This window comes from Vibrio sp. 10N.222.52.C12, assembly GCF_041474215.1.
GTDB classification, from domain to species: domain Bacteria; phylum Pseudomonadota; class Gammaproteobacteria; order Enterobacterales; family Vibrionaceae; genus Vibrio; species Vibrio crassostreae_C.
This window is the reverse complement of sequence record NZ_JBFRTR010000006.1, coordinates 1-17,467: the sequence shown is the minus strand read 5'-3', so window position 1 is coordinate 17,467 and position 17,467 is coordinate 1. Positions and strand designations below refer to the sequence as shown.

The 17,467-nt window shown below is 45.6% G+C and carries 16 protein-coding genes and 1 tRNA gene; 15 read left to right on the top strand and 2 right to left on the bottom strand.

Annotation, left to right across the window (positions count from 1 at the left end):
- Window positions 1-87 precede the first annotated feature (87 nt).
- The 10 genes from AB4623_RS00805 (at window position 88) to luxS (ending at window position 11,077) form a co-directional block, all read left to right on the top strand.
- A tRNA-Arg gene (locus tag AB4623_RS00805) sits at window positions 88-164 on the top strand.
- Between the two features lie 375 nt (window positions 165-539).
- Window positions 540-797, top strand: a complete 258-nt coding sequence (locus AB4623_RS00800; RefSeq protein WP_004741884.1) for an oxaloacetate decarboxylase subunit gamma — start codon at window positions 540-542, stop codon at window positions 795-797.
- 31 nt (window positions 798-828) lie between these two features.
- Window positions 829-2,604: a sodium-extruding oxaloacetate decarboxylase subunit alpha gene (oadA, locus tag AB4623_RS00795; RefSeq protein ID WP_017059560.1), complete on the top strand. Its 1,776-nt coding sequence runs from the start codon at window positions 829-831 to the stop codon at window positions 2,602-2,604.
- A 9-nt stretch (window positions 2,605-2,613) separates the two neighbouring features.
- Window positions 2,614-3,744 (top strand): sodium ion-translocating decarboxylase subunit beta, encoded by a 1,131-nt coding sequence (locus tag AB4623_RS00790; protein WP_019825842.1) that lies wholly within the window; start codon window positions 2,614-2,616, stop codon window positions 3,742-3,744.
- 171 nt (window positions 3,745-3,915) lie between these two features.
- The gene (locus AB4623_RS00785) at window positions 3,916-4,869 is read left to right on the top strand and encodes an NADP-dependent oxidoreductase (RefSeq protein WP_017065778.1); all 954 of its coding nucleotides are present in this window, start codon (window positions 3,916-3,918) and stop codon (window positions 4,867-4,869) included.
- Window positions 4,870-4,875: 6 nt separating this feature from the next.
- On the top strand, window positions 4,876-5,337 hold the full coding sequence (locus tag AB4623_RS00780) for a YqaA family protein (RefSeq protein ID WP_372145514.1): 462 nt from the start codon (window positions 4,876-4,878) through the stop codon (window positions 5,335-5,337).
- Between the two features lie 9 nt (window positions 5,338-5,346).
- Window positions 5,347-8,205 carry a M16 family metallopeptidase gene (locus AB4623_RS00775; RefSeq protein WP_372145512.1) on the top strand — a complete coding sequence of 953 codons (2,859 nt, stop codon included), beginning with the start codon at window positions 5,347-5,349 and terminating at the stop codon, window positions 8,203-8,205.
- A 99-nt stretch (window positions 8,206-8,304) separates the two neighbouring features.
- On the top strand, window positions 8,305-9,873 hold the full coding sequence (gene gshA / locus AB4623_RS00770) for a glutamate--cysteine ligase (protein ID WP_102428513.1): 1,569 nt from the start codon (window positions 8,305-8,307) through the stop codon (window positions 9,871-9,873).
- 10 nt (window positions 9,874-9,883) lie between these two features.
- A complete protein-coding gene (locus AB4623_RS00765; RefSeq protein WP_017629422.1) occupies window positions 9,884-10,534 on the top strand; it encodes a hypothetical protein in 651 nt (216 codons plus the stop codon).
- 24 nt (window positions 10,535-10,558) lie between these two features.
- Window positions 10,559-11,077: an S-ribosylhomocysteine lyase gene (luxS, locus tag AB4623_RS00760; protein WP_017056597.1), complete on the top strand. Its 519-nt coding sequence runs from the start codon at window positions 10,559-10,561 to the stop codon at window positions 11,075-11,077.
- A 115-nt stretch (window positions 11,078-11,192) separates the two neighbouring features.
- Here luxS and AB4623_RS00755 read toward each other — a convergent pair whose 3' ends face one another.
- A complete protein-coding gene (locus tag AB4623_RS00755; protein ID WP_017063233.1) occupies window positions 11,193-12,464 on the bottom strand; it encodes an HlyC/CorC family transporter in 1,272 nt (423 codons plus the stop codon).
- A gap of 127 nt (window positions 12,465-12,591) precedes the next feature.
- Window positions 12,592-13,386: an inner membrane protein YpjD gene (locus AB4623_RS00750; RefSeq protein WP_019825854.1), complete on the bottom strand. Its 795-nt coding sequence runs from the start codon at window positions 13,384-13,386 to the stop codon at window positions 12,592-12,594.
- Window positions 13,387-13,586: 200 nt separating this feature from the next.
- On the opposite strand from AB4623_RS00750, the gene ffh reads away from it, so the two are divergent.
- From ffh to rplS, 5 genes are all read left to right on the top strand, one after another.
- Entirely contained in the window at window positions 13,587-14,981 is a 1,395-nt protein-coding gene (gene ffh / locus AB4623_RS00745) for a signal recognition particle protein (RefSeq protein WP_010435884.1), read from the top strand.
- A gap of 212 nt (window positions 14,982-15,193) precedes the next feature.
- On the top strand, window positions 15,194-15,442 hold the full coding sequence (gene rpsP, locus AB4623_RS00740; RefSeq protein WP_004410028.1) for a 30S ribosomal protein S16: 249 nt from the start codon (window positions 15,194-15,196) through the stop codon (window positions 15,440-15,442).
- 24 nt (window positions 15,443-15,466) lie between these two features.
- Window positions 15,467-16,021 (top strand): ribosome maturation factor RimM, encoded by a 555-nt coding sequence (gene rimM / locus AB4623_RS00735; RefSeq protein ID WP_017063236.1) that lies wholly within the window; start codon window positions 15,467-15,469, stop codon window positions 16,019-16,021.
- 26 nt (window positions 16,022-16,047) lie between these two features.
- Complete coding sequence (trmD, locus tag AB4623_RS00730) at window positions 16,048-16,788, top strand: tRNA (guanosine(37)-N1)-methyltransferase TrmD (protein ID WP_102319880.1); 741 nt, start codon at window positions 16,048-16,050, stop codon at window positions 16,786-16,788.
- Between the two features lie 59 nt (window positions 16,789-16,847).
- Window positions 16,848-17,201, top strand: coding sequence for a 50S ribosomal protein L19 (rplS, locus tag AB4623_RS00725; protein ID WP_004735514.1), 354 nt, complete (start codon window positions 16,848-16,850; stop codon window positions 17,199-17,201).
- Window positions 17,202-17,467 lie beyond the last annotated feature (266 nt).

Here is a 17,467-nt window from a genome sequence, read left to right as displayed (position 1 = left end):
GCGCCACTATTTAGGGCTTTTTTCTTATAAGAATGAAATCCTTATATTGATCTCTTGTTAGTAACAATGAATTGATATTAAAACCGTGCGCTCTTAGCTCAGCTGGATAGAGTACCTGGCTACGAACCAGGCGGTCGGAGGTTCGAATCCTCCAGAGCGCGCCACATTATTAGAAAAAGCCTCGTTTATACGAGGCTTTTTTTATGTCTGCTGCAAATTTGTTGCGGCAATGTTAAATTTGTTCGTTGTTTAACTTGTTGTATTTAAAGTAGTTCTTGATTGCTTCTTTGTTATTCCACCTTTCTCATATCAATTCCCAGAAAAGCCCCGTTTAAGTCACAGTTTAAATATCTAAAAATGACGTATTTGACAGATTTATGTGATCTGATAGGCGAATAATTAACCTTATGTGTGCGTTATCCGTAACAGAACCTTAAACAAAATTGACAAACTTTTACCAATCGAGATAATCCATGGGTCGGGATCACTATTCGCTGAAATCCTGTACGTATGTCAGGATGACGAAGAAAGGAAGCAACATGACTAATATTGGAAGCCTGCTAGGAGATGCGGCGACTCTAATGATAACGGGGATGTCCGTTGTCTTTATTTTCCTAACTATTCTAGTTTACCTCGTTCGGTTGATGTCAAAACTGGTACCAGAAGAAGTACCAGAGCCGATCGCAGCACCTAAAAAAATTCAAAAATCACAATCAAACCCTTCAGCTGTTAGTCCACAGGTAGTGGCAGCAATTTCGGCCGCGGTTCATCAATACCGTGCGTCTACTGCTAAGTAGCATTTAAAGGATTAAAAAGGAGTTTATGAGCATGTCTAAACCACTAGCTATCACAGATGTGGTACTTCGTGACGCGCACCAGTCACTATTTGCTACTCGTATGCGTATCGAAGATATGCTGCCAATTGCGGCAGAACTGGATAAAGTCGGTTACTGGTCTCTAGAGACTTGGGGCGGCGCGACATTTGATTCGTGTATCCGTTTTCTTGGAGAAGATCCATGGGAGCGTTTACGTGAACTTAAAAAAGCGATGCCAAACACACCAATGCAGATGCTACTGCGTGGTCAAAACCTGTTGGGTTACCGTCACTACGCGGATGATGTAGTAGAAAAATTTGTTGAACGTGCCCATAAAAACGGCATGGACGTATTCCGTATCTTTGATGCGATGAATGACGTACGTAACTTTGAAAAAGCAGTGAAAGCAACGATCGACGTTGGTGGCCACGCTCAAGGTACGTTGTCTTACACAACCAGTCCGGTTCACAACTCAGATACTTGGGTTGATTTGGCCAAACGCCTAGAGGACCTAGGTTGTCACTCACTATGTATCAAAGATATGTCAGGTTTATTAAAGCCGTATGAAGCAGAAGAGCTGATTACACGTATCAAAGCATCGTGTGACGTTCCTCTAGCACTGCATAGCCACGCGACAACTGGTCTATCGACTGCAACAGCGGTTAAAGCCGTTGAAGCGGGTATCGACATTCTAGATACCGCTATTTCTTCAATGAGCTGTACTTACGGTCATACGCCAACCGAAACGGTTGTTGCGATGTTAGAAGGTACAGAGCGCGACACGAATCTTAAACTAGACCAAATCGAACCCATCGCGGCTTACTTCCGTGATGTACGTAAAAAGTACGCGAAATGGGAAGGTCAGCTAAAAGGTGTCGATTCTCGCATCTTAATCGCTCAAGTTCCTGGCGGAATGTTAACTAACATGGAAGGCCAGCTTAAAGAGCAAGGCGCCGCCGATCGCATGGATGAAGTTCTAGAAGAGATCCCACGCGTACGTAAAGAGCTTGGTTACATTCCTTTAGTAACACCAACTTCTCAGATTGTCGGTACTCAAGCGGTTATTAACGTCTTAACGGGCGAACGCTATAAGAGCATCACGAAAGAGACTGCTGGTCTACTGAAAGGTGAATACGGTCAAGCTCCTGCTGAAGTGGATGCTGAACTGCAAGCGAAAGTTCTAGACGGTGCAGAGCCGATTACTTGTCGTCCTGCTGATTTACTTAAGTCTGAAATGGATACGTTAACGACGGATCTGTTAGAGAAAGCGAAATCAGAGGGTATCTCTCTAGCTGAAGATACGGTTGATGATGTACTGACTTACGCGCTCTTCCCACAAGTGGGTCTTAAGTTCCTTAAGAACCGTCGTAATCCTGAAGCATTTGAACCTGCACCAACGCTAGAAGTTGCGGCTCCAGTTGCTGCAGCTCCTGTACAAGCTTCTGGTGGTATTGAAAGCTACAGCGTGAAGGTTGATGGTCAAGTTTACGATGTTGAAGTTGGCCCACAAGGTGAACTGACATCGGTGGCGCCATCTGCAAAACCTGCTCAGGCTGCACCAGTAGCAGCGTCTGACGCTGAAGCGGTTCCAGCTCCATTGGCGGGTAACATCTTTAAAGTAAACGTTCAGGCGGGTACTGAGGTTTCTGAAGGCGACGTTCTACTAATCCTAGAAGCGATGAAGATGGAAACGGAAGTTCGTGCTGCTCGTGGTGGTATCGTTCAAGAATTGAATGTTAAAGAAGGCGATGCAGTTACTGTAGGCGCTCCACTACTAAGCTTAGCGTAAGGGAGTACCATGGAAGGATTGATGACCTTATGGTCTGAAACAGGGATTGCGAACTTTGAGTTCGGCCAGATCTGTATGATGCTGGTTGGTTGCTTACTGTTGTTTTTGGCAATTCGTAAAGGATTTGAACCGTTACTTCTACTGCCTATTGGTTTTGGTGCTGTATTAGCAAACATTCCAAATGCTGGGTTTACTGATCCAGGTGGTTTGCTCTACTACGTCTACTACATTGGTATTGAGACAGGTATTTTCCCACTGCTGATCTTTATGGGTGTTGGTGCGATGACGGACTTCGGTGCGTTGATTGCGAACCCTAAAACGTTGTGGCTAGGGGCTGCGGCTCAGTTTGGTATCTTCGCGACGCTATTTGGCGCGATCTTGCTGAACTACGTTCCAGGAATGGAGTTCTCGATGGCCGATGCTTCGTCAATTGCGATCATTGGTGGTGCCGATGGCCCAACTGCGATCTTCTTGGCAAGCAAGTTATCTCCGGATCTTTTAGGTGCCATTGCAGTAGCGGCTTATAGCTACATGGCTTTGGTTCCTATCATTCAGCCACCAATCATGAAAGCGTTAACGTCTCCTGAAGAGCGCAAAATTAAGATGGCTCAACTTCGTCACGTTAGCAAAGCCGAGAAGATTCTTTTCCCGCTTGCTGTACTACTGATGACGATTTTGTTCCTACCTTCAGCAACACCTCTAGTTGGTATGTTCTGTTTGGGTAACTTAATGCGTGAAGCGGGTGTGGTTGATCGCCTTTCAAAAACAGCTCAAAACGAACTGATTAACGTTGTAACTATTTTCCTAGGTCTAGGGGTTGGTTCTAAGCTTCAAGCGGATACGTTCTTGAACTTAGAAACACTGGGTATTCTAGGTTTAGGTGCGGTCGCGTTCAGTATCGGTACGGCGGGTGGTGTATTGATGGCTAAGGTGTTGAACCGATTCTCGAAAGAGGACATCAACCCACTGATTGGCGCAGCTGGCGTATCGGCGGTTCCAATGGCGGCACGTGTTGTGAACAAGGTTGGTCTTGAGGCAAACCCTCAGAACTTCTTATTGATGCATGCAATGGGTCCGAACGTAGCCGGTGTACTTGGTAGTGCGGTTGCGGCGGGCATTCTATTAGCTCTCGTGGGCTAGTGGATTTGCTGGGTCATGTATCGTTACGTTAATTGGTCGTCAATTTACGAATGAGCGGTTAACTTAGCCTTATTAAATGGTTTATAGTCAAAGGGATGCTTTCGCATCCCTTTCTTTTTATTAATTAAGGTGCTTGCTCACTAGGGCTTTTATCAATCAAGGAAATGTGGAATGGAAAATAAACAGATTGCGATTACTCAATTCGGCGGCGTCGAAAACCTAAGTATTCAAACCAGTGCGATCCCTGAGCCTAAGGCTGGAGAAGTGGTGGTTAAAGTTTCCTTTTCAGGCATTAATCCGATTGATGTCAAAACCCGAGCGGGTCTTGGTTGGGCGGCAGCACAAAACAAAGATAACCTGCCTTGGGTGCCTGGCTACGATATTTCAGGGCAAATTGTCTCGCTAGGCGAACAGGCTGAACGCTTTACTGTTGGTGATAACGTGGCTGGCTTTATTGGTTTTCCACTGCAAGGTGGCGGTTACAGCCAATATGTGTGTGTTCCAGAAGCTGCATTAAGTATGGTTCCTGATTCTGTCACTCTAGAAGCGGCAGCTGCATTACCACTTGCGAGTCAAACAGCGGCACAAGCGCTCAACAAAGCCGAAGTGAAAGAAGGCGACCGCGTGCTTATTTTAGCGGGCGCGGGCGGCGTTGGTCACCTTGCGGTTCAAATTGCAGTGGCAGCAAAAGCTGAGGTTTACACAACCTGCAGCGAAGCCAATCTTGATTACCTTGCGACGCTAGGTGCTCACGCGATTAACTATAAGTTTGCGCCAGCATCAGAAAGAGTATCTGATGTCGATGTGTTGATTGATTTGGTCGGTGGCGATACCGCGCTTGATGCATTGAAGTGCCTAAAAGATGGCGCGCGAGTAGTGACAGTACCGACTCTATCTGCAGAACTTATCTGTGAGAAAGCAACACTATTAGGTTTTACTGCATCAGGCATGCTGGTTGAACCAAACCCTGAGCAAATGGACACCATGCTTTACATGGTCAGTGTCGGATTGCTCAAAACAGAAATTCAAGGTATCTACCAGTTAGACGAGGCGCAGTCGGCGCACCTGCAGGTTGAAACCGGACACACCAGAGGCAAGGTGCTACTTAAAATGCAAGAAAGTTGATAGGCAGTGTTAGAATTTTTTAACTCCCTTTTTGAAAATATCGCGCTGTGGTTCTCGGACTCGGCGCTGTGGGTACTCTTCATCAGTGGCTTCTTGAGTGCCACGTTACTACCCGGTGGTTCAGAAGCTAGCCTTGTGGCTGCATTGAGCTTAGATCAGTTTTCAACCTCATCGATCATTCTGGTGGCGACATTAGGCAATACCTTAGGCGGCCTGACTAACTATTGGATTGGTTTGTGGTTGCCTAATCGAACTCAATCTGAAAAGCATGGTCATAAGGCTATGGCTTGGCTGAGTCGCTATGGCTACTGGACACTGTTATTTAGTTGGTTACCGATCATTGGTGACCCTTTGTGTCTCGCTGCGGGTTGGCTAAGAATGAAATTCATCCCTAGCGTTATTTTGATAGCGATTGGCAAAGCCGCTCGCTATAGCTTACTTGCTTCTATCTACTTCGGTTTTTTCTAAGGAGAACCTATGAAAAAGGTTTTACTTGGTACATTTTCTCTTATCGCCATTGCTGGCTGTTCTTACAATGTACCTAGCTCAACGCCCTTCTTTTCCTCGTTACCTGAAGGTGTCACTCTGTTAGAAGAGGTTAAGCCCTCTAAAGATAAAGTAGTGATTCCTTACACCAAGTATCAGCTTGAAAACGGTCTGACAGTTATTCTTTCCCCTGATGATTCCGATCCGTTGGTGCATGTTGATGTAACTTATCACGTCGGTTCAGCACGTGAAGAGATAGGCAAGTCGGGATTTGCTCACTTCTTTGAGCACATGATGTTCCAGGGTTCAGAGAACGTTGGTGACCAACAGCACTTTAAGATCATTACCGAAGCGGGTGGCTCGTTAAACGGCACGACCAACCGTGACCGCACCAACTATTTTGAAACTGTTCCTTCTAACCAACTTGAGAAAATGTTGTGGTTAGAATCAGACCGAATGGGCTTCTTGTTGGATGCTGTTTCTCAGAAGAAATTTGAGGTTCAAAGAGGCACGGTCAAGAACGAGCGAGCGCAGAGCTACGAAAATCGTCCTTACGGCTTGATGTGGGAACGCATGGGCGAAGCGCTTTACCCTGAAGGTCACTCTTACTCTTGGCAACCAATCGGCTATGTTGAAGATCTTGACCGTGTTGACGTGAATGATCTTAAAGCGTTCTTCCTGCGTTGGTACGGCCCAAACAATGCCGTGTTAACGATTGGTGGTGATATCGACGTTGATGACACGCTAGAATGGGTTAACAAGTACTTTGGTTCAATTCCTCAAGGCCCTGAAGTGAAGGCGGCAGAGAAGCAACCTGCTGTTCTAACAGAAGATAAATACATCACCTTAGAAGACAATATTCGTCAGCCGATGGTGCTGGTGGGGTGGCCAACAACGTATCGCGGTGAAGAGACGCAAGCTTCACTGAATGCATTGTCTAACGTGTTAGGTTCAGGTACCAACAGTTACCTATATCAAAACCTCGTAAAAACGCAGAAGGCCGTCAGCGCTGGCTCTTTCCATGATTGTGCTGAGTTGGCGTGTACCATGTACGTGTATGCAATGGGCAACTCAGGTGAAAAAGGCGATTTGACGGTTCTCAATAAAGAGCTGATGGATACCCTGGAGCAATTCTCGAAAGAGGGCGTTGAGCAAGAGCGTTTAGACCAGATCACTGGCATGGCCGAAGCGAATGCTGTTTTTGCATTGCAAAGCGTTAAAGGTAAGGTGTCGCAACTCGCGTCGAACCAAACCTTCTATGGTCAGCCTGATCGCATTGAATCACAACTCGATCAAATCCGAGCGGTGACGCCTGAGAGCGTGAGCAAGGCATACCAAGATTTCATCGAAGGTAAGCACAAGGTTACCTTGAGTGTGGTTCCTAAGAAAAAGCTCGATTTGGCGGTTCGTGAAGCGACCTTTACCACGCCACCACGTACGTTGCCGGAATACAGCAAGGTGACGGAAGATCAACTGGATTTCAGAAAGGCACCGGATACCTTTGATCGCAGTGTGATGCCAGAAGTGAACTTTGGTGTTGAGGCGACCATGCCTGAGTTGTACCGCATGCACTTTGCAAATGGCACTGACTTAATTGGTACCGTGACCAGTGAAACGCCGACAGTACAGCTGCAAATTCAATTGCCTGCAGGCGAACGCTATGTTCGCAAAGGGCAAGAAGGCCTAGCGAACCTAACGGCTTCGATGATGGAAGAAGGCTCAACTAAACGAACCGTTGAAGAGTTACAAGCGACCTTAGATAAACTTGGTAGCAGCGTGAGCATTAGTGCGGGCAGCTACACCACAGATATTTCAGTCTCGACGCTAGAGAAAAACTTGCCTCAAACCTTAGCGATTGTGCAAGAGGTTCTATTCGATCCTAAGTTCGATGAGCAAGATTTTGAGCGCGTTAAGAAACAGATGCTAGAAGGCGTTGTGTATCAGCATCAGCAGCCAAGTTGGATGGCTTCTCAAGCAACCCGTGAAGTGCTGTTTGGTGACACTGTTTTTGCTCGTGCAAGTGATGGTACTAAGGAATCTCTATCGAAATTGACCTTAGACGATGTGAAAAAATTCTATGCGCAACATTACACACCAGAAGGTGCCAATATTGTTGTTGTGGGAGACATCTCGAAGAAAGAGGTAGGGAAACAGCTACAATTCTTTGAAGAGTGGCAAGGCGATGCGGCACCATTAACGCGTCCACAGATCGTCAAAGAGCTTTCTGGTCAGCACCTGTACTTAGTCGATAAACCGGGTGCGCCGCAAAGCATTGTTCGCTTGGTTCGTAAAGGCCTGCCGTTTGATGCAACGGGTGAATTGTATTTGAGCCAGTTAGCTAACTTTAACTTAGCGGGCAACTTCAATAGCCGTATCAACCAGAACCTACGTGAAGACAAAGCCTACACTTACGGTGCAAGCGGTTACTTCGCAAGTACTCGTGAAACTGGCGCAGTGGTATTTAGCGCGCAGGTAAGGGCGAATGCGACGGTTCCATCGATTCAAGAGTTTATTAATGAGCTGAATGAGTTTAGCCAAAGTGGATTAACTGACGAAGAGGTGAAATTTATGCGCCTTGCCGTCGGTCAACAAGATGCACTTAAATACGAAACGCCAAGTCAAAAGGCGGGGTTGTTGAGTAATATTGTTGCATTGAGCCTTGATGAAGATTACCTACAACAGCGTAATCAGATAGTTGAAACGGTTTCAAAAGAGACCTTAAACGAGCTATCTAAGAAATGGTTTGACCCGAATGATTATCAAATAATCGTTGTTGGTGACGCGACTTCGCTTCGCCCGCAATTAGAAAAGTTAGATATTCCAATAGAAGAGCTTGAAATCATTCGTTAGAGTACACATTAAAGGGGGAGGGAAGAGACTCTACTTTTCTCCTCCAACCTAATTTATGATAGTTCTAATCAGAACAATATAAGATAAGTGAACTGAATTTTGACTGATTTTGCTGCGCGACTAAAGCAAGTTGCAACCAACCCTAAGACCTTCTCTCAATTTGGTCGTGGTGTTGAAAGGGAAACATTACGCTACACGGAAGATGGGCACCTTGCTACTGGGCCGCACCCTGAGGCTTTGGGATCTGCGTTGATGAACGAATGGGTAACGACCGATTTCTCTGAGTCGCTACTGGAATTTATCACGCCTGTTTCTAACGACGTTCCGACGCTTTTGAATCAGTTGTCTGATATCCACCACTTCACGCAAACCAAGTTAGACGGCGAAAAACTATGGCCGCTTTCTATGCCTTGTTACGTTGGCAGTGAAGATTACATTCAGCTAGCGCAATACGGCACCTCGAATAACGGTAAGATGAAGACCCTATATCGTGAAGGCCTAAAACGTCGTTACGGTAGCCTGATGCAGATTATCTCTGGTGTTCACTTCAACTTCTCTTTCCCAGAAAGCTTTTGGGATAGCCTGTTTGGAGAGCAAACTGAAGAAGCGCGTTGTGAATCTAAGTCAGATGCTTACTTTGGTTTGATTCGTAACTACTACCGCTTTGGTTGGTTAATCCCATACTTCTTCGGTGCTTCACCTGCGCTATGTTCTTCTTTCATCAAAGGAAGAGAGACAAACCTGCCTTTTGAAAAGATTGGCGAGACACTGTATCTGCCAAAAGCAACGGCACTGCGCCTGAGCGACCTTGGCTACACGAACAGTGCGCAAAGTGTGTTGAAGATTGGTTTCAACAGCCTAGACCAATACCTTGAAGGTTTGAATCAAGCGATTCGCACACCATCAGAAGAATTTGCCGAGATTGGCACTAAGGTTGATGGTGAATACCGTCAGTTGAATAGCAACGTACTGCAAATTGAAAATGAGCTTTACGCTCCAATCCGCCCTAAGCGTGTGGCGAAGAGTGGTGAGAAACCATCTGAAGCATTGGCACGCGGTGGTGTTGAGTACATTGAGGTTCGTTCTTTAGATGTAAACCCATTCAGCTCAATCGGTATCACCGAACAGCAAGTTCGCTTCTTGGATCTATTCCTAACGTGGAGTGTACTAACAGACTCTGCTGAGATGGATAACTGCGAACTTGAGTGCTGGCGCGACAACTGGAACAAGGTGATCTTAGAAGGTCGTCAAGCTGGTCTAGAGCTGCAAATTGGTTGTCATGGCGAGCGCTTGTCTCTGCAAGATTGGGCGAAGCGTGTATTTAAAGATCTACGCTCTATTGCCGAAATGATGGACGCAGAACAAGGCGGTCGTGCATACCAAGAAACATGCGATACGCTTGAGGCTTGGATTGATAACCCTGAGCTAACTATTTCTGGCCAGTTGCTAGAAGAGACCAAAAAATTGGGCGGCTTAGGTAAAGTGGGTTGCGCGTTAGGTAAAACGTACGCTCAGCAACACAAAGCTCACCAATACAAAGTATATTCAGCTGAGTTGATGGAAGCAGAAGTTCAACGTTCTGTGATTGCTCAGCAACAAAGTGAAGAAGCAAGCACTCAAGATTTTGATAGCTTCTTAGCGGATTATTTTTCGTATTTAAAAGCATAGCGAGACTTTGGTGGAAAGGAAGCAAGCCTTATTAGGTCAGCCTACTCGAGTGAGTAGTAAATGGTTACCTGTAGTGACTGTTGGTGTTGTCTCTAGCCTGTTGGTTGGATGTGCAACGCCACCGCCAAAGCAGCAAGATAATTTGTGTAGCATCTTTCGAGAGCACCCTTCATGGTATGAAGATGCCTTGGATATGCAAGAAGAATGGGGAACGCCGATTAACGTTGCGATGGCTTTTGTGAAACAAGAGAGTAGCTATCGTCATGATGCGCGCCCACCTAAAGATTACATTCTTGGCTTTATACCGTGGGGGCGTGTAAGCAGTGCCTACGGTTATGCACAAGCTCAAGATCCTGCTTGGGAAGACTTCCAAAAGGCGACCAATAACGGTGGTTCAAGAACCAACTTTGATGATGCATTGATGTTCATCGGTTGGTATACCAGCGAGACGCGTCGTCAATTGGGCATCTCACTATGGGACCCATATAACCAATACCTGGCTTATCATGAAGGCCGTGGTGGTTATAAGCGTAAGTCATACAACAGCAAGCCATCGCTAATTAAGGTGGCGCGCAAAGTCGAACAGCAAGCAAAAGATTATGGATGGCAGCTGAAACAGTGCCGCAAAGAACTAGAAGACAATCGAAGCTGGTTTTTCTAAAGCCAGCCGTCATGGAGAAGAGCAATGCCTTTATTAGATAGTTTCACTGTTGATCACACACGCATGAACGCACCTGCCGTTCGTGTTGCTAAAACAATGCAAACCCCAAAAGGGGATACCATCACTGTGTTTGACCTGCGTTTTACTGCGCCAAACAAAGACATCCTATCTGAGAAAGGTATCCATACTCTAGAGCACCTATATGCTGGTTTCATGCGTAATCAATTGAACGGTTCAGATGTAGAGATCATCGATATCTCACCGATGGGCTGTCGCACTGGTTTCTACATGAGCCTGATTGGTACGCCTACAGAACAACAAGTGGCTGACGGTTGGTTGGCAGCGATGCAAGACGTACTGAAAGTTGAGAACCAGAATAAGATCCCTGAGCTGAACGAATACCAATGTGGTACCGCGGCAATGCACTCTTTGGATGAAGCGAAAGAGATCGCGAATGCGATCATCGCTGCAGGCATCTCTGTAAACAAGAATGATGAACTGGCACTGCCAGAGTCTATGCTGCAAGAGCTTAAGATCGACTAGTCATTGATAGCTACCCTAGATAGGGCGAGTTAGATACTAAAAGGCCCGGTTCAATGAACCGGGCCTTTTTCGTCAACGTATTTTAGGGCGAGACAGAGATTCAGTGATAACTCAGTTAGCCGTTCACGATCTGTGGGAACACGCGAACCAGTTTGATGCGGTTCTCTTCAAGCTCAACAATTTCCATTGGGTGGCTGGCAACCTGAACACTCAGGTGACTCTCAGGAATATCTTCAAGATGTTCCAGTATCAAACCATTCAGCGTTCTTGGGCCATCGGTAGGCAGTGCCCACTGTAAGCCTTTGTTGATATCTCGGATATTGGCACTGCCTTCAATCAAGAAGCTGCCATCGCTTTGCGGAGTAATCTCTTCAGATAAGCTTGGGGTGATTGAGGTGGTAAACTCACCTACGATCTCTTCTAGAATATCTTCTAATGTAACCAAACCATTGATGTCGCCATACTCATCAACAATCAAACCGATGCGCTGCTTATTGCGTTGAAACTTAAGCAGTTGAATATTGAGTGGTGTCGCTTCAGGAATAAAGTAGATCTCATCCGCGGCACGCAACAGGGTTTCTTTATTGAATTCGTTCTTTTCAAGCATCAGACGGTAAGCTTCACGCAGCCTAAGCATGCCGACCACTTCATCTATTTGGTCACGGTACAGCACTACGCGACCATGAGGCGAGTGGGTAAGTTGACGAACGATCGATTTCCAGTCGTCATTGATGTCGATACCAGTAATCTCATTACGCGGCACCATGATGTCGTTCACGGTGACGTGCTCTAAATCCAGAATAGACACCAACATATCTTGGTGACGTTGAGGGATTAAGCTACCGGCTTCATTTACCACGGTTCTAAGCTCTTCGGAGCTCAAGTGGTCGGTTGCATCATGGCTGGCTTTAACGCCTAAGATACGAATGAAGCCGTTGGTAATGAAGTTCACTAAGATCACCAATGGTGATAGCACCTTCATCAGTATCATCAAAAGGATACTACTCGCGTAAGAGACACGTTCAGGAAATAGAGAAGCGATGGTCTTTGGGGTTACCTCGGCGAATACTAGGATCACGAGAGTCAGGGTACCAGTAGCGATAGCCACACCGATATCCCCGTAGATGCGCATACCAAGAATAGTAGCGATCGCAGATGCAAGAATGTTGACGAGATTGTTGCCGATGAGAATGAGGCCAATCAATCTGTCTGGGCGGTTCAGAAGTTTTTCTACGCGTTTGGCACCTTTATGACCCGTATTGGCCAAGTGCTTTAAACGGTAGCGGTTCAAGGACATCATGCCCGTTTCGGAACCAGAGAAATAACCAGAAATTACAATGAGACACGCGAGTAGCGCAAATAAGATACCCGTTGATATGTCGTCCAAAACTATTCTTTTCCTATTTGTGTATCTTGATTAATTTATGACCGAACATGGTCGAGATGTCAATTGAATCTAACGGACTCAATATTTTAAAGGCAAGGTGTGTGAGACCTTGCCTTTATTTTACAGACTAGTTCAGGATGATTTCCTGAACGAAGCGGCTACCGAAGTAGGCCAATGTGAGCATGCTGGCGCCGGCCAGTGCGAACCAAGTGACTTTCTGTCCACGCCAACCTTTCTGATAGTGACCCCACAGAAGGATGGAGTAGATAACCCAAGCGATAAAAGACAACACAGCCTTGTGTGCCTTTCCTTGAGCAAACATATCTTGCACGAAGATGAGACCCGTTAACAAGGTACCTGTTAATAAGCCATTACCAATCAAAATGATCTTGAAAAGCTGTCTTTCCACCATCATTAAAGGAGGTAGGTTAGGGTTTATCACTAAGGCTTTTTTCTTTTTAAGTTTGTGATCTAGCCACGCAAGTTGCAGGGCGTATAGCGCACCGATAGTTAACGTTGCGTATGAGAATAGAGCCAAAGAGATGTGCACGAGCAGTTTTGGGTCATTCTCTAGATGTTTGATGAAGGTGCTTGGAAGAAAAGTGGCAGCCATCAAGTTCAGCGCAGCGAAGCTATAGACGACGGGTAAGATAAACCACAGACGGGTTTTGAGCATTGCACCGCTCATTACCACAGATATGATTAAACTGATTAATGAAGCAACGTTCAAGATACTGAGGTTTTGGCCACTGGCATTAAAAATCAAATCGCCAAGCAACCAAGCATGGAAAGCTAGAGCAAGTAATGCGCTGATAAACACCGTTTTTACACGGATTCCTGTTTGGTGCACGAGACCTGGAATGATCGTGGAAATCGCCATTGTATAAAGAAAGGCTGCTGCGATCGCAATAAGACTGTCCATGGTATCCATTTTAATGATTACTAATTGGCGAATTATACCTCGCATCGCTCTTTGGGGCTATGGCGAACCTCATTCAATTCCAAGTGAATAATGTCTCACATCACAAGCACGGATGATTAACGCTCTACAACGGGTATGACTCTAATCCGCGCTAATGTATACTCACAGTAATAGTCGCAGTTTTGAGCGAAGAGAAAACTATGTTTGATAATTTAACGGATCGTCTATCCAAAACGCTGAAGAACATCAGCGGTAAAGGTCGTCTGACCGAAGACAATATTAAAGAGACGCTGCGTGAAGTACGTATGGCGCTACTTGAAGCCGACGTTGCACTGCCCGTTGTCCGCGATTTTGTTAAGCGCGTAAAAGAAGGCGCTGTGGGTGTTGAGGTTTCTAAATCTCTAACGCCTGGTCAAGAATTCATTAAGATCGTTCAAGCTGAACTTGAAGCGGTGATGGGTGAGTCTAACGAGGCTCTTAACCTAGCAGCGCAGCCACCAGCCGTTATCTTAATGGCTGGTCTACAAGGTGCGGGTAAAACCACATCGGTAGGTAAGCTATCTAAGCTTCTAACTGAGCGTGACAAGAAGAAAGTCTTGGTTGTGTCTGCCGACGTTTACCGTCCAGCGGCAATCAAACAGCTTGAAACGTTAGCAAGCGATGTTGGCGTAGACTTCTTCCCATCTTCAGCTGATCAAAAACCTCTTGATATTGCAAACGCTGCAATCGACCACGCGAAGAAGAAATTCTACGACGTGCTACTTGTCGATACTGCGGGTCGTTTGGCTATCGATGAAGAGATGATGGGCGAGATCAAAGAGCTTCATACTGCAATTAAACCAGTAGAGACACTGTTCGTTGTTGATGCAATGACAGGTCAAGATGCTGCGAACACTGCAAAAGCCTTTGGTGATGCGCTACCACTAACCGGTGTTATCTTGACGAAAGTGGATGGTGATGCGCGTGGTGGTGCTGCTCTGTCTGTTCGTCATATCACAGGCAAGCCGATTAAATTCTTGGGTGTTGGTGAAAAGACTGACGCACTAGAACCGTTCCACCCAGATCGTGTAGCTTCTCGTATCTTAGGTATGGGCGACGTACTGTCTCTTATTGAAGACCTACAGAAAAACGTTGATACCGAGAAAGCAGAGAAACTGGCTAAGAAGTTCAAAGAGAAGAAAGGCTTTGACCTTGAAGACTTCCGTGAACAACTAGGTCAGATGCAAAACATGGGCGGCATGATGGGCATGATGGATAAGCTTCCAGGCATGTCTCAGCTACCAGATAACGTTAAAGATAAAGTTGATGACAAGATGTTCAAGCAAATGGAAGCGATCATCAACTCTATGACCATGAAAGAGCGTCAACGCCCTGACCTAATCAAAGGCTCTCGCAAAAAGCGTATTGCCGCTGGTTCTGGTACACAGGTACAAGATGTAAACCGTATGCTTAAGCAGTTCACCCAAATGCAGAAGATGATGAAGAAGATGCAGAAAGGTGGCATGAAAGGCATGATGCGCAACATGCAAGGCATGATGGGCGGCGGTGGAGGTATGGGCGGAATGGGTGGTGGCTTTAACCCGTTTGGTCGATAATCTACAAATGTAAGCTTTAGCTACGTTACTTTTCATAGTGTTAGCCGTGTCACAGAAAGTGTACGGCAGCTATGTTGGTGAAAAAATAGCTAAAGCCCTTGCATTGCACCGGAATAAGAGTAAAATTCCGGGGCTTTAATTTGGCACGAGACCCCAAGCTATTTACTTATACTTGGGGTTAATTATTTTATTAAGAAAGCAAAGAGGACGACATGGTAACCATTCGTTTGGCACGTCACGGTGCAAAGAAGCGCCCATTTTATCAAATCGTAGTTGCGGATAGCCGTAACGCTGCAACTGGCCGTTTCATCGAGAAAGTAGGTTTCTTTAACCCTACAGCTCAAGGTCAAGAAGAAGGTCTACGTCTAGACCTAGATCGCGTTAACCACTGGGTTGGTCAAGGCGCATCTCTATCTGATCGTGTAGCTAAGCTAGTTAAAGACGCTCAAAAAGCGGCTTAATTCTTTTTTAAAGAGAAATAGCTTATGTCGATGAAGGGTAAAGAAACTATGAGCGAGCAAAATAATAGAATTGTCATGGGTAAACTTGGGTCTACCTATGGTATTCGTGGCTGGCTCAAAGTGTTCTCCTACACAGACAATGCTGAAAGCATATTTGATTACAGCCCTTGGTATTTAAACCTAAAGGGTAAGTGGGTTGAGTACAAAGTTGAGAGCTGGAAACGTCATGGCCAAGGTTATGTATGTAAGCTAGCGGGATTAGATGTTCGTGAAGACGCGCAACTGATGACTAACTTTGAAATTGCTATTGACCCTGCTTCGTTACCTGAATTGTCAGAAGATGAATTCTACTGGCGCGAATTGTTCGGTATGCAAGTTTTTACCACTAAAGGTTACGACCTTGGTGAGGTCACTGACCTATTAGAAACTGGCTCGAACGATGTTCTAGTAATCAAAGCAAATCTTAAAGATGCTTTTGGCCAAAAGGAACGGTTAGTACCGTACCTTGAAGAGCAAGTGATCAAGAAAGTTGATCGCGAAGCTCGCCGGATCGAAGTTGACTGGGATCCTGGATTCTAACTCCAAATTACAGAGCGAGAGAACACATGTGGGTTGGCATTATTAGCCTTTTTCCTGAAATGTTCCGTTCTGTTACTGATTTTGGAGTAACAGGTCAAGCGGTTAAAAAAGGTCTTTTATCTATTGAGACATGGAATCCTCGTGATTTCACTCATGATAAACATCGCACTGTTGATGACAGACCTTACGGTGGTGGTCCTGGCATGTTAATGATGGTTCAGCCTTTGCGCGACGCTATCAAAACTGCCAAGCAAGCAGCACCGGGAAAGACGAAAGTCATCTATCTTTCACCTCAAGGTCGTAAACTCGACCAGAAAGGTGTTGAAGAGCTGGCAACAAACGAGAATTTACTTCTTATTTGTGGTCGCTATGAAGGGGTAGATGAGCGCATCATTGAATCTGAAGTTGACGAAGAATGGTCGATTGGAGATTTTGTGATGACGGGTGGCGAACTGCCAGCCATGACGCTGATTGATTCAGTATCTCGGTTTGTTCCGGGTGTACTTGGAGATTTCGCTTCAGCAGAAGAAGATTCTTTTGCAAATGGTTTGCTAGATTGTCCCCATTATACGCGCCCTGAGGTGCTAGACGATAAAGATGTACCATCGGTACTCAAGTCTGGAAACCATAAGGACATTCGTCGCTGGCGATTAAAACAATCGTTGGGCCGAACTTGGCTAAGAAGACCAGAACTCCTGGAAAACCTAGCTCTGACTGACGAACAGGAACAATTACTGGCTGAATTCATTAAAGAGCAACGCTCTTAACGAAAAGCAAGCAGTAACCTATTAAATTTAGTATCAGTTTATTCTAGGAATTTATACAAATGAGCAACATCATCAAGGCTCTTGAAGAAGAGCAACTAAAATCAGACCTTCCTAAATTCGCACCAGGTGACACTGTTGTAGTTCAGGTTAAGGTAAAAGAAGGTGACCGTGAGCGTCTACAGGCTTTCGAAGGCGTTGTAATCGCTATTCGTAACCGTGGTCTACACTCTGCATTCACAGTTCGTAAGATCTCGAACGGTGAAGGCGTAGAGCGTGCGTTCCAAACTCACTCTCCAATGGTTGATAGCATCGAAGTTAAACGCCGTGGTGCAGTACGTCGTGCCAAGTTGTACTACCTACGTGAGCGTTCTGGTAAGTCAGCTCGTATTAAAGAGAAGCTTACTAAGAAGTAATTCTTTTTGCATTCTATCGATAAAAGCGGAGCCATTTGGCTCCGCTTTTTTGTGTCTGTTATTTGGAGCTTAGCAGGTAAGAGATCCCCAATTCGCTCGTACCTCACTCTTGAGGATGACAAACCAGACGAAACTCATATTTAACCGTCATTCCCTAGACTGACGAAGGAAGGAGTAGGGAATCTCTACTAGCGCCGTGTTATAGGCAATAAAAAAGGATTGACGTTAAACGCCAACCCTTCAAAATTTACTCGTTACTCGTTACT

What these genes read in the sequence shown, in the direction of transcription:
- trmD (WP_102319880.1), top strand. Translation starts at nt 16,048, where the DNA reads ATGTGGGTTGGCATTATTAGCCTTTTTCCTGAAATGTTCCGTTCTGTT.
- rimM (WP_017063236.1), top strand. Translation starts at nt 15,467, where the DNA reads ATGTCGATGAAGGGTAAAGAAACTATGAGCGAGCAAAATAATAGAATT.
- ffh (WP_010435884.1), top strand. Translation starts at nt 13,587, where the DNA reads ATGTTTGATAATTTAACGGATCGTCTATCCAAAACGCTGAAGAACATC.
- rplS (WP_004735514.1), top strand. Translation starts at nt 16,848, where the DNA reads ATGAGCAACATCATCAAGGCTCTTGAAGAAGAGCAACTAAAATCAGAC.
- AB4623_RS00790 (WP_019825842.1), top strand. Translation starts at nt 2,614, where the DNA reads ATGGAAGGATTGATGACCTTATGGTCTGAAACAGGGATTGCGAACTTT.
- AB4623_RS00800 (WP_004741884.1), top strand. Translation starts at nt 540, where the DNA reads ATGACTAATATTGGAAGCCTGCTAGGAGATGCGGCGACTCTAATGATA.
- AB4623_RS00785 (WP_017065778.1), top strand. Translation starts at nt 3,916, where the DNA reads ATGGAAAATAAACAGATTGCGATTACTCAATTCGGCGGCGTCGAAAAC.
- AB4623_RS00750 (WP_019825854.1), bottom strand. Translation starts at nt 13,386, where the DNA reads ATGGACAGTCTTATTGCGATCGCAGCAGCCTTTCTTTATACAATGGCG.
- oadA (WP_017059560.1), top strand. Translation starts at nt 829, where the DNA reads ATGTCTAAACCACTAGCTATCACAGATGTGGTACTTCGTGACGCGCAC.
- rpsP (WP_004410028.1), top strand. Translation starts at nt 15,194, where the DNA reads ATGGTAACCATTCGTTTGGCACGTCACGGTGCAAAGAAGCGCCCATTT.
- luxS (WP_017056597.1), top strand. Translation starts at nt 10,559, where the DNA reads ATGCCTTTATTAGATAGTTTCACTGTTGATCACACACGCATGAACGCA.
- AB4623_RS00775 (WP_372145512.1), top strand. Translation starts at nt 5,347, where the DNA reads ATGAAAAAGGTTTTACTTGGTACATTTTCTCTTATCGCCATTGCTGGC.